Genomic DNA, 11627 nt, shown 5'->3' on the forward strand with positions numbered 1-11627 from the left:
CGTGGCCGGGGACCCCGCGGGGCTCACGCGCGCCCGGCTCGCGTCGGCGCGGGTCGTCGTCGCCGGGCTGGGCGTCTCCGGGCGCGCCGCCCGCGACGTGCTCGCCGGGCTCGGCGCGACGGTGACCACGGTCGACGACCGCGCGGCCGACGCCGACGCGCGCGACGTCCCGGCGTTCCTCGCCGGCGGCGGGCTCGACGGCGTCGACGTGGTCGTCGCCTCGCCGGGCTGGCCGCCCGCGCACCCCCTGCTGGCCGCGGCGCGCGACGCCGAGGTGCCGGTGTGGAGCGAGGTCGAGCTCGCGTGGCGGCTCCGCGTCGACCGCGACACCGGGGACGGGCCCGCGCCGTGGCTGGCCGTCACCGGGACCAACGGCAAGACCACCACCGTCGAGATGCTGGCCTCGGTGCTGCGGGCCGCCGGCCGGCGCACCGCCGCGGTCGGGAACGTCGGGACGCCCGTGGTGCTCGCCGCCACCGACCCCGCGCTCGACGTGCTGGCGGTCGAGCTGTCCTCGTTCCAGCTGCACCACACCACGTCGATGGCCGCGCAGGCCGCCGTGGTGCTCAACGTCGCGGCGGACCACCTGGACTGGCACGGCTCCCTGGAGGCGTACGCCGCCGACAAGGGCCGGGTGTACGAGGGCGTCGAGGTCGCCTGCGTCTACAACGCCGCCGACCCCACCACCGAGCACCTGGTCCGCGAGGCCGACGTCGCCGACGGTGCCGTCGCCGTCGGCTTCACCCTCGGTGCGCCGTCGGTCGGGCAGCTCGGCCTGGTCGACCGGGTGCTCGTCGACCGGGGCTTCGCGACGCTCCGGCACACGCACGCGGCGGAGCTCGCGACGTTCGACGACCTGGCCCACCTGGCCGGCCCCGACGGGCTCGCGCCGCACGTGGTGCAGAACGCCCTCGCGGCCGCCGGTCTCGCGCTCGCGCACGGCGTGCCGCCCGAGGCCGTGCGTGACGGGCTGCGCGCCTACGAGCCCGGCGCGCACCGGATCGCGACCGTCGCCGAGGTCGACGGCGTCCGCTGGGTCGACGACTCCAAGGCCACGAACGCCCACGCCGCCGCCGCCGCGCTCGCCGCGTTCGCGGCCGGCAGCGTCGTGTGGATCGCCGGCGGCCTCGCCAAGGGCGCGACCTTCGACGAGCTCGTCGCGTCGCGCGCGGACCGCCTGCACGCCGTCGTGCTCATCGGGGTGGACGCCGCCCCGCTCGCCGACGCGCTCGCCCGACACGCCCCTCAGGTCCCCGTCGTGCGCGTGGATCCCGGTGACACTGGGACGGTGATGACCCGCGCCGTGACCGAGGCCCGCCGCCTGGCGGACTCGCGCGCCGGCGACGGCACCACCGTCCTGCTGGCGCCGGCGTGCGCCTCGATGGACCAGTTCTCCTCGTACGCCGCGCGAGGAGAGGCGTTCGCCGCCGAGGTCCGCGCCCTGCTCCCGAGGGGGTGACCCCGGCCCCGATGGCCCAGACGACCCACGCCCCGGCGCCCGACGCCGCGGCCACCCCGACGCCGTCGCGGCTCGGGCAGTGGAACAGCGCCGTGACCAGCTACTACCTGCTGGTCGGCGCCACCCTGCTGCTGCTCGTGCTCGGGCTGGTCATGGTGCTGTCGTCGTCGTCCGTCGAGGCCCTGGCGAGCGGCGACTCCCCGTACTCGGTGTTCTTCAGCCAGGCGCAGTACGCCGTCATCGGGCTGCCGCTCATGTGGGTCGCCTCCCGCCTGCCGGTGCGCGCGTACCAGCGCCTCGCGTGGCCGCTGCTCGCCGTCGGCCTGCTCGCGCAGCTGCTCGTCTACACCCCGCTGGGCCGGGGCAAGGGCGGCAACCAGGGCTGGATCGCCATCGGCGGGTTCTCGGGGCAGCCGTCGGAGGCGCTCAAGCTCGCGCTGGTCGTGTGGCTCGGCGCGGTGCTCGCGCGCAAGCAGCCGATGTTCGACGACTGGAAGCACGCGGCGGTCCCGGCCCTGCCGATCGCCGCGGGCGCCGTCGGCATGGTGCTGCTCGGGCACGACCTCGGCACCGCGATCATCATGCTGGTCCTCGTGGCGGGGGCGCTGTTCGTCGCCGGGGTGCCGATGCGGATCTTCGCGGGCGCGTCGGTCGCCGCGGGGCTGGCCGTCGCCGTGCTCGCGATCGGCAGCCGCAACCGCATCAGCCGGATCACCGACTGGTTCAGCGGCAACTGCGACCCGACGGCCGGCTGCTACCAGACGAAGCACGGCCTCCAAGCGCTGGCCACCGGCGGCTGGGCGGGCCTCGGCCTCGGCCAGAGCCGCGAGAAGTGGTCCTACCTGCCCGAGGCGCACAACGACTTCATCTACGCGATCATCGGCGAGGAGCTCGGCCTGATCGGCACGCTGCTCGTGCTCGCGCTGTTCGGGGTGCTGGCGTTCGCGATGTTCCGCATCATCGCCCGGCACCGCGACCCGTTCGCGCAGATCGTCACCGGCGGCGTCGCTGCCTGGATCATCGGGCAGGCGCTGGTGAACATGGGCGTCGTCGTCGGGCTGCTGCCGGTGATCGGCGTCCCCCTGCCGCTCGTCTCGGCGGGCGGCTCGGCGCTGATCACGACGTTGGTCGCGCTCGGGGTCGTGATCTCGTTCGCGCGCACCGAACCCGGCGCCGCGGAGGCGCTCGCCGCGCGGCCCAGCGTGGTGCGGCGCTCCCTCGCGGTGATCGGCCGGACCCGTGCCTGACCGCCGGACCCCCCACGACCCGCCCGCACCGCACCGCCCGCACCACCGGCGCCACCGCGCCTGAACCGGAGGACCACGTGACCGCACCCGACGCCCCGCAGGACATCCCGGCGGAGGGCTCGGCGGAGGGCCCGGCGGACGACGCGGCCCGGCCCCGCGCGGTGCTGCTGGCCGGCGGCGGGACGGCCGGGCACGTGAACCCGCTGCTCGCCGTCGCCGAGGAGCTGCGCGCGCGGGACCCCGAGCTTCGGCTCGCGGTGCTCGGCACCGCGGAGGGCCTCGAGTCCCGGCTCGTGCCCGAGCGCGGCCTCGACATGTACGAGGTGCCGAAGGTGCCGCTGCCGCGGCGGCCCACGCCCGACTGGTTCAAGCTGCCGCGCCTGCTGCGGACCGCGATCGACGCCGCCGGCGCGGCGATCGACGACCTCGGCGCCCAGGCGGTCGTCGGCTTCGGCGGCTACGTCTCGACCCCCGCGTACCTCGCGGCGCGGTCGCGCGGCATCCCGGTCGTCGTGCACGAGCAGAACGCCCGGCCCGGGCTCGCGAACCGGCTCGGCGCGCGCGGTGCGGCCGCCGTGGCCGTCACCTTCCCGGGCACGCGCCTGCCGCGGGCGCAGGTCACGGGGCTCCCGCTGCGTCCCGAGATCGTCGACCTGCTCGCCGAGCGGGCCGCCGACCCGGGCACCGCGCGCCGTCGCGCCGCCGCCGAGCTCGGCTTCGACCCCGACCGGGTGACGCTCCTGGTGACGGGTGGCTCGCTCGGCGCCGTCTCGGTCAACCGCGCGATCGCCTCGCAGGCGCGCGAGGTCCTGGCCACCGGTGCCGAGGTGCTGCACCTGACCGGCACCGGCAAGGCCGAGGCCGTGCGCGCCGCGGTCCGGGGGGTCCCCGGGGCGGAGCGGTACCACGTCCGCGAGTACCTGGCGGAGATGGAGCAGGCGCTCGCCGTCGCCGACGTCGTGCTGTGCCGCTCCGGCGCGGGCACCGTCGCCGAGCTCGCCGCCCTGGGCATCCCCGCCGTCTACGTCCCGCTGCCCGTCGGGAACGGCGAGCAGCGGCTCAACGCGCAGCCCGTGGTCGCCGAGGGCGGCGGCCTGCTCGTCGCCGACGAGGCGCTGACGGGGGAGTGGATCGCGCAGCACCTGCTGCCGCTGCTCGCCCCCGACGCCGCCGCGACCCGGCAGGACATGGGTGCCGCGGCCGCGCGGGTCGGCGTGCCCGACGCCGCCGCACGGGTGGCGGACCTCGTCGAGGACGTGCTCGCGGACGCGGCGCGGCGGCTCGCGGAGGCCGAGCGGCTGGAGGCGGAGCGCCAGGAGGCGGAGCGGCTGGCGGCCGAGCGGCTGGCGGCGGAGCGGCTGGCGGCTGAGGCGGCCGAGGCCGAGCGGGCGGCTGCCGAGCGGGCGGCTGCCGACCGGGCCGACGTCGAGCGGGCGGCCGCGGAGGCCGCCCTCGACGGCGAGGCGACGCCCGACGTGGCGACCCCCGACCTCGCGCCCTCCGGCCCTGCGCCCTCCGACCCCGCGTCCGCCGACACCGCGCCCTCCGACCCCGCGACCCCGCTACCCGCGGGTCTCGCCGAGCTCGGCCGGGTGCACCTCGTGGGCGTCGGCGGCGCCGGCATGTCGGCCGTGGCCGGGCTGCTCGCCGCCCGCGGGCTGACCGTGTCCGGCTCGGACGCGAAGGAGGGCCCGGCGCTGGCGGGCCTGCGCGCGGCGGGTGTCACCGTGCACGTCGGTCACGACGCCGCGCACGTCGAGGACGTCGACTCCGTGGTCCTGTCCAGCGCGATCCGGGAGTCCAACCCCGAGCTCGCGCGCGCCCGGGAGCGCGGCCTGCCGGTCCTGCACCGGTCCGAGGCGCTCGCCACCCTGATGACCGGGCGCATCGGCATCGCGGTCGCCGGGGCGCACGGCAAGACCACGACCTCCACGATGGTCGCCGCGGCGCTGACGGCGGCGGGGCGCGAGGACGTCGTCCTCGACCCGTCCTACGCGATCGGCGGCACCGTGCTGACGGCCGACGGCGCGACCCCCGGGTACCGGGCGGGCGCGGGCGAGGCCTTCGTCGCGGAGGCCGACGAGTCCGACGGCTCGTTCCTGGCGTACGCGCCCGCGGTGGCCGTCGTCACGAACGTCGAGCCCGACCACCTGGACCACTACGGGTCCGCCGAGGCGTTCGAGGCGGCGTTCGAGGCGTTCGCCGACCGGGTGCTCGACGGCGGCGCGCTCGTGGCGTGCCTCGACGACCCCGGCGCCGCGCGGCTGGTCGCCGCCGTCCGGGACCGGCTGACCCGGCGCGGCGTCCGCATCCTGACCTACGGCACCGACGCCGCCATCGGCACCGACGAGCACGGGCCCGACCTGGTGCTCGGCCCGGTGCGGCGCGAGGGCGGCGCCTGGCACGTCACGCTCACCTCGCGCTCCGCCGAGGTGCCCGGCGCGGACCTGACGCTGGCCGTGCCCGGCGAGCACAACGCCGCGAACGCCGCGGCCGCGTACCTCGCGGCGTGGGCCGTCGGCGCCGACCCGGACGCCGTCGTGCGCGGGCTGGGCGAGTTCCGCGGCACCGGCCGCCGGTTCGAGGACCGCGGCACCGTCGCCGGCGTGCGCGTCGTCGACGACTACGCGCACCACCCCACGGAGGTCGCCGCCCTGCTCCGCACGGCCCGCGGCGTGGTCGGTGACGGCCGGGTGCACGTGCTGTTCCAGCCGCACCTGTACTCGCGCACCCGCACGTTCGCCGCCGCGTTCGGCGCCGCGCTCGACCTCGCGGACACCGTGGTGGTCACCGACGTCTACGCGGCACGCGAGGACCCCGACCCGGAGGTCTCGGGCGACACGATCGTCCGGCAGGTCCCCACCCCGGGGCGCGCGAGCTTCGTCGCCGACCGGCACGAGGCGGCCCGCGCGGTCGCGGCAGCGGCGGCGCCGGGCGACCTCGTCCTGACCGTCGGCGCCGGGGACGTCACCGAGCTCGGCGCGGTGGTCCTGGCTGCGCTCGACGCGACGTCCGGCGCGCCCGACGCCGCGGCCGACGCGCTCGACGCCACGCCCGGAGTGGAGCAGGCGTGACCCCGCAGCGCCCGCGTCCCCCCGCGCCCCGCCCCGCGCCGCCGCGTGCGCGCCCGGGGTCGGCGGCGGGCGGGACCGCGGGGCAGCCCGAGGCGGGGCAGCCCGGCACGGGGCAGCCGAGGCCGGCGCAGCCGGGGACGGGGCGGTCGACGACCGCGCACCCGACGGCCCCGACCGCCTCGGTCCCCGCGTCGACGGCTCCCGCGTCTTCCGGCGGCCCGGCGCCGCGCGCGCCCCGGACGGCCGGGCAGCCCGCGACCGGCCGCCGCACCTCGGGCTCGGCCGTGGCTCCCCGCACCGGCGCGTTCCCGGTGCGGCCGCCCGTCGTGAGCCAGGGGTCGGCCGCGCGGTTCGCCGAGCGCGCGCGTGCCCGCCGCCGGCTGGCGTGGCGCCAGATCCTCATCGCCGCGGGGTCCGTGGCGGCGGTCGGCGCGCTGGCGTGGCTGCTCCTGCTGTCCCCGGTGCTCGCGCTCGACGCGGAGCAGATCCGGGTCTCCGGCGCGGGCACGGTGGTCGCGGTGGACCAGGTGCACGCAGTGGTCGACACCGAGGCGGGCACCCCGCTGCCGCGGCTCGACACCGCCGCGCTGCGCTCGGCCCTGCTCGACGTCCCGGGTGTCCGGGACGCGCAGGTCACCCGCGACTGGCCGCACGGCCTGTCGGTGGCGCTCGTGTCCCGGGAGCCCGTCGCCGCGGTCCCGGAGGCCGCCGACGTCGTGGCGGCCGCCGAGGGGGACGAGGCGGCGGAGGACGGGGGCTACGCCCTGGTCGACGAGGAGGGCGTCAAGGTCGGGCGCGCCGACACCCCGCCCGAGGGTCTGCCCGTCGTCGAGGTGCCGGTCGGGGAGGCCCGCATCCTCGCGGCGACGCTCGGGGTGCTCGAGTCGCTGCCCGAGGCGCTGCTGGTCGACATCGGCCAGGTCTCCGCCGGGACCCAGGACACGGTGCGCCTGGTGCTGCGCGACGGGGCGACCGTCGAGTGGGGGAGCGCCCAGGACCCGGCGCTCAAGGCGGCGGTCCTGCAGGCCCTGCGCACGGCACCGGACACGGCGGGCGCGGCGCGGTACGACGTGTCGGCGCCGACGATGCCGGTCGTCGGGTGATCTGGTCCCGACACGCGCGCGCCGGTCGTTGAACGGCTCGGTCGCGGCACATACCGTCACGTCTAGACAGAACTGACATAACTATAACCCTCTAGTTGAGGGTGAAGGTTCGTCGACATCGCAACGAGAGGCACCCACCGTGGCAGCTCCGCAGAACTACCTGGCGGTCATCAAGGTCGTCGGCATCGGCGGCGGCGGCGTCAACGCCGTCAACCGGATGATCGAGGTCGGCCTCAAGGGTGTCGAGTTCATCGCCATCAACACCGACGCCCAGGCCCTGCTCATGTCCGACGCCGACGTCAAGCTCGACGTCGGCCGAGAGCTCACCCGCGGGCTCGGCGCCGGCGCCGACCCCGAGGTCGGCAAGAAGGCCGCCGAGGACCACGCGGAGGAGATCGAGGACGTCCTGCGCGGCGCCGACATGGTCTTCGTCACCGCGGGCGAGGGCGGCGGCACCGGCACCGGCGGCGCGCCCGTCGTGGCCCGGATCGCGCGCTCCCTCGGCGCGCTCACGATCGGCGTCGTCACGCGCCCGTTCACCTTCGAGGGCCGCCGCCGCACCGTGCAGGCGGACTCCGGCATCGAGGCGCTCCGTGCCGAGGTCGACACCCTCATCGTCATCCCGAACGACCGCCTGCTGTCGATCTCCGACCGCTCGGTCTCCGTGCTCGACGCCTTCCGGTCCGCCGACCAGGTGCTGCTCTCCGGTGTCCAGGGCATCACGGACCTCATCACCACGCCGGGCCTGATCAACCTCGACTTCGCGGACGTGAAGTCCGTGATGCAGGGCGCGGGCTCGGCGCTCATGGGCATCGGCTCGGCGCGCGGCGAGGACCGCGCGGTGCAGGCCGCGGAGCTGGCGATCTCCTCGCCGCTGCTCGAGGCCAGCATCGACGGCGCCCACGGCGTGCTGCTGTCCATCCAGGGTGGCTCCGACCTCGGGCTGTTCGAGATCAACGAGGCCGCGCGCCTCGTCCAGGAGGCCGCGCACCCGGAGGCCAACATCATCTTCGGTGCGGTCATCGACGACGCCCTGGGCGACGAGGTGCGCGTGACGGTCATCGCCGCCGGCTTCGACAGCGGCGCCCCGACGGTCCGGCGCGACGCGCGCGGGCTGGGCCAGGTGGCCGCCGGGGCGGGGGCCGGCCGCCCGGCGGCGATCCCGCCGTCGGCCGCGGTGCCCACCACGACCGCCGCGCACGCCGCTGTCCCGCCGCGTCCCGTCGGGCCGGACGACGACCGCCCGTCGGACGTCCCCGCGTTCCTCACGCCGGACCAGGCGAGCACCAGCCAGCTCGAGGTCCCGCGGATCTTCGAGGAGGAGGTCGCGCGCCGCAAGGACGACGACCTCGACGTGCCGGACTTCCTCAAGTAGTCGCCGTGCCGCTCCCGGTGCTCGAGGTCGACCTCGGCCCGGGCGTGCGCGCCGGCTTCACCACCCGCCGCGGCGGGGTCAGCGCCCCGCCCTGGGACACGCTCGACCTCGGCCTGAACGTCGGTGACGACCCGCAGCACGTCCGGGCCAACCGCGCCCGGGTGGCCGGGTGGGCCGGCGTGCCGCTCGCGTGGGCGAGCCAGGTGCACGGCACGGCCGTGCACGTGGTGGGCGGGCCCGGGGACGCGGCGAGGGACACCGTCGGCGAGGCGGACGCGCTGGTGTCGGCCGACCCCGGCACCGGCGTCGGGGTCCTCGTCGCGGACTGCGTCCCCGTGCTGCTCGCCGACGCCGAGGCCGGGGTGGTCGGTGCGGCGCACGCCGGCCGGCGCGGTCTGGCGGCCGGCGTCGTCCAGGCGGCCCTCGCGGCGATGGTCGCGCGGGGTGCCGACCCGCGCCGGGTGCGCGCGGCCGTCGGGCCCGCCATCAGCGGTCCGCGGTACGAGGTGCCCGAGGCGATGCAGCGGGAGGTCGCGGCCGTGGTCCCGGAGACGGCGTGCCGCACCGACCGGGGGACCCCCGGCCTGGACCTGCCGGCGGGCGTCGCCGCGGTGCTGCGCCGGGCGGGCGTCGCGGACGTGCTGCTCACCGGGTGGTGCACGGACACCGACGAGCGGTTCTTCTCGCACCGCCGCGCGCAGCGGGCCGGCACCACGACCGGCCGGTCCGCGGGAGTCGTGGCCCTGACCGGTGGATGACCCGCGCCGACACACCGCGTGTCGCAACCGGGCCGCACCCGGGCGCGTTGCTAGCGTGACGACGCAGGACACATCATTTTTTCGGGGATGGAGCAACCGCGATGGCCGGAGCGCTGCGCAAGACCATGCTGTACCTCGGGCTTGCCGACGACCGTGGCGAGCACGACCAGTACGTCGACGAGTACGACGAGCCGGAGGCGACGGTGGGACAGGACTACGAGGCCGAGGTCACGCCGCTGCACAGGACGGCGATGCCGGTCGAGCGGCCCGTGGCCCCCGCGCCGCGCCACGACGGCGAGGTGCGGCGGATCACCACGATCCACCCCCGCTCGTACAACGACGCGCGCAAGATCGGCGAGGCGTTCCGTGAGAACACCCCGGTGATCATGAACCTCTCCGACATGGACGACTCCGACGCGAAGCGCCTGGTCGACTTCGCGGCGGGCCTGATCTTCGGCCTGCACGGGGCGATCGAGCGGGTCACCAACAAGGTGTTCCTGCTCTCGCCGTCCTCGGTGGAGATCACCGGCGACGGGCGGCCCGCGGAGGCCTCCCGTGCCGGCTTCTTCAACCAGAGCTGACCGGGACAGGGGAGACTGGGACGCGTGACCTTCGTCCTCGGCCTGCTGCAGCTCGTCGTCCTGGCCTTCATCCTCGTCCTGTTCGTGCGCCTGGTCCTGGACTGGGTGCAGTACTTCGCTCGTGAGTGGCGTCCCCGCGGCGCCGCTCTCGTGGTGGCGGAGGTGACCTACTCGGTCACCGACCCGCCGCTGCGCGCCCTGCGCCGCGTGCTCCCGCCGCTGTCGCTCGGCTCGGTGCGCCTCGACCTGGCGTTCCTGGTGCTGATGCTCGGCTGCTGGTTCCTGCTCAGGCTGCTCGGCTGGCTGGCCGCATGACCGGCACGACGGCGCAGCGCACCGGCCCCCGGGCCGATCAGACGACGGGCCCCGCGTGGCGGGTCGCGTGCAAGTCCCACAATGTCCGCTACGGTGGCCCGAGGTGGTCGGCGGACTACCACCGGCTCGACCCAGTACGACCGAAGAGGTGACGACGATGGCCCTGCTGACAGCAGACGACGTCCTGAACAAGAAGTTCCAGGCGACCAAGTTCCGCGAGGGGTACGACCAGGACGAGGTCGACGACTTCCTCGACGAGGTCGTGAACACCCTCCGGGAGACCCAGAACGAGAACGAGGACCTCAAGGCGAAGCTCGCCGCGGCGGAGCGCCGCATCGCGGAGCTGAGCCGGCAGGGTGCCCAGGCGGCGCCCGCCCCGAAGCCCGAGCCGGTCGTGGAGAAGCCCGCGCCCGTCGTGGCCGCCGCTCCCGCCCCGGCCCCCGTCGTCTCCGCGCCCGTCGCGCCGCAGCAGCGGCAGAGCGAGCCCGAGTCGGCGACCGGCATGCTCGCCCTGGCCCAGAAGCTGCACGACGACTACGTGCGCAGCGGCCAGGAGGAGGGCGACCGCATCGTCAACGAGGCGAAGGGCCAGGCCCAGCGCATCGTCCGCGAGGCGGAGGAGACCTCCGCCCGCACGCTCAGCGAGCTGGAGCAGGAGCGCTCCGTGCTGGAGCGGAAGATCGACGAGCTCCGGGTGTTCGAGCGGGACTACCGCACGCGCCTCAAGAGCTACCTCGAGAACCTGCTCGGTGACCTCGACAACCGGGCGAGCGCGCTCCCGCAGCGCGGCGCCCAGGGTGCGACGCCGTCCGGCGACCGCATCTGACGCAGAGCACGCCCGGCTGAGCCGCCGCTCGTCACCCACGACACACCACGCCCGCTCGTTCGGGCGTGGTGTGTTGTGCGTCCAGGTGCTGGGCGCATAGTCTCTGCGGACTCATCTGAGGAAAGAAGGACCCACGTGGCCATCAACGACTCGCTCAGTGCGCCCGCCCCCCGCGCGCTCCCCGACCTGACGGACGCGGCCACCCGGTTCCCGGTCCGCGCGGGGGAGGACCCCTGGACCGAGCAGGAGGTCCAGGAGATCGCCGCCGAGCTCGTCGCGGAGGTCGACCGGCTGACCGCGGAGCTCGCCGCGGCCGACCAGGGCCTGTCCGAGCTGCTGCGCAACTCCGGCGACGGCGCGGGCGACGACCAGGCCGACTCGGGGTCCAGCGCCCTGGAGCGCGAGCACGAGCTCACGCTGGTGAACAACACCCGGGACATGCTCGAGCAGACCACCCGCGCCCTGGCGCGCATCGACGCCGGCACGTTCGGCCGCTGCGACTCCTGCGGCGAGGCGATCGGCAAGGCGCGGGTGCAGGCGTTCCCGCGCGCCACGCTGTGCGTGTCCTGCAAGCAGCGCGAGGAGCGTCGCTGACGTCGCCCCGCACCACCCGACGGCCCCCGGTGACCCCGGGGGCCGTCGTGCGTCGCGGGGCGGTCCTGCGTCCCGGGAGCCTGGCGCGCCCGTAGACTCCTGCGCGATGTCCGCCACCTCCGGCCCCGAGCCCGACGGCACGCGCCCCGGCGCCGTGCGTCCCGCGTCCGAGCCCGCCACCGTGCCCGCGGGCGACCCCGGGCTCGCGGATCATCCGGTCGGTGAGGTTGCCGAGCGCGCCGCCGAGCAGCAGCCCGAGCGCGACGGTCCAGCCGCGGGCCCCCAGCCGCCGCGA

General features: G+C 76.4%; 10 protein-coding genes and 1 pseudogene. 10 read left to right on the plus strand and 1 reads right to left on the minus strand.

The window, feature by feature from the left end; all coding sequences use genetic code 11:
- The first annotated feature begins 1 nt into the window (after position 1).
- From murD to KJP73_RS01290, 10 genes are all read left to right on the plus strand, one after another.
- Entirely contained in the window at positions 2 to 1459 is a 1458-nt protein-coding gene (murD, locus tag KJP73_RS01245) for a UDP-N-acetylmuramoyl-L-alanine--D-glutamate ligase (RefSeq protein ID WP_213280933.1), read from the plus strand.
- An 11-nt stretch (positions 1460 to 1470) separates the two neighbouring features.
- Positions 1471 to 2706 (plus strand): putative lipid II flippase FtsW, encoded by a 1236-nt coding sequence (ftsW, locus tag KJP73_RS01250; RefSeq protein ID WP_213280934.1) that lies wholly within the window; start codon positions 1471 to 1473, stop codon positions 2704 to 2706.
- Positions 2707 to 2783: 77 nt separating this feature from the next.
- Positions 2784 to 5780, plus strand: a complete 2997-nt coding sequence (gene murC / locus KJP73_RS19595) for a UDP-N-acetylmuramate--L-alanine ligase (protein WP_349628261.1) — start codon at positions 2784 to 2786, stop codon at positions 5778 to 5780.
- 284 nt (positions 5781 to 6064) lie between these two features.
- Positions 6065 to 6883, plus strand: coding sequence for a cell division protein FtsQ/DivIB (locus KJP73_RS01260; protein ID WP_249668991.1), 819 nt, complete (start codon positions 6065 to 6067; stop codon positions 6881 to 6883).
- Positions 6884 to 7022: 139 nt separating this feature from the next.
- Entirely contained in the window at positions 7023 to 8258 is a 1236-nt protein-coding gene (gene ftsZ, locus KJP73_RS01265; RefSeq protein WP_213280936.1) for a cell division protein FtsZ, read from the plus strand.
- A 5-nt stretch (positions 8259 to 8263) separates the two neighbouring features.
- The gene (gene pgeF, locus KJP73_RS01270; protein ID WP_249668992.1) at positions 8264 to 9016 is read left to right on the plus strand and encodes a peptidoglycan editing factor PgeF; all 753 of its coding nucleotides are present in this window, start codon (positions 8264 to 8266) and stop codon (positions 9014 to 9016) included.
- 101 nt (positions 9017 to 9117) lie between these two features.
- Positions 9118 to 9597, plus strand: a complete 480-nt coding sequence (locus tag KJP73_RS01275) for a cell division protein SepF (RefSeq protein ID WP_213280937.1) — start codon at positions 9118 to 9120, stop codon at positions 9595 to 9597.
- Between the two features lie 24 nt (positions 9598 to 9621).
- A complete protein-coding gene (locus KJP73_RS01280; protein ID WP_213280938.1) occupies positions 9622 to 9912 on the plus strand; it encodes a YggT family protein in 291 nt (96 codons plus the stop codon).
- A gap of 157 nt (positions 9913 to 10069) precedes the next feature.
- Positions 10070 to 10738 carry a DivIVA domain-containing protein gene (locus tag KJP73_RS01285; RefSeq protein WP_213280939.1) on the plus strand — a complete coding sequence of 223 codons (669 nt, stop codon included), beginning with the start codon at positions 10070 to 10072 and terminating at the stop codon, positions 10736 to 10738.
- A gap of 135 nt (positions 10739 to 10873) precedes the next feature.
- Positions 10874 to 11332 (plus strand): TraR/DksA family transcriptional regulator, encoded by a 459-nt coding sequence (locus KJP73_RS01290; protein WP_213280940.1) that lies wholly within the window; start codon positions 10874 to 10876, stop codon positions 11330 to 11332.
- A gap of 181 nt (positions 11333 to 11513) precedes the next feature.
- Here KJP73_RS01290 and KJP73_RS19145 read toward each other — a convergent pair.
- A pseudogene (locus tag KJP73_RS19145) lies at positions 11514 to 11627 on the minus strand (signal peptidase II); the annotation flags it as partial.

It is taken from the genome of Cellulomonas hominis, assembly GCF_901521055.1.
In the GTDB taxonomy this organism is placed as follows: Bacteria; Actinomycetota; Actinomycetes; order Actinomycetales; family Cellulomonadaceae; genus Cellulomonas; species Cellulomonas endometrii.

Bases quoted from the DNA above. Each gene is read 5' to 3' on its own strand.
- ftsW (WP_213280934.1), top strand. From the start codon at position 1,471: ATGGCCCAGACGACCCACGCCCCGGCGCCCGACGCCGCGGCCACCCCG.
- KJP73_RS01275 (WP_213280937.1), top strand. From the start codon at position 9,118: ATGGCCGGAGCGCTGCGCAAGACCATGCTGTACCTCGGGCTTGCCGAC.
- KJP73_RS01285 (WP_213280939.1), top strand. From the start codon at position 10,070: ATGGCCCTGCTGACAGCAGACGACGTCCTGAACAAGAAGTTCCAGGCG.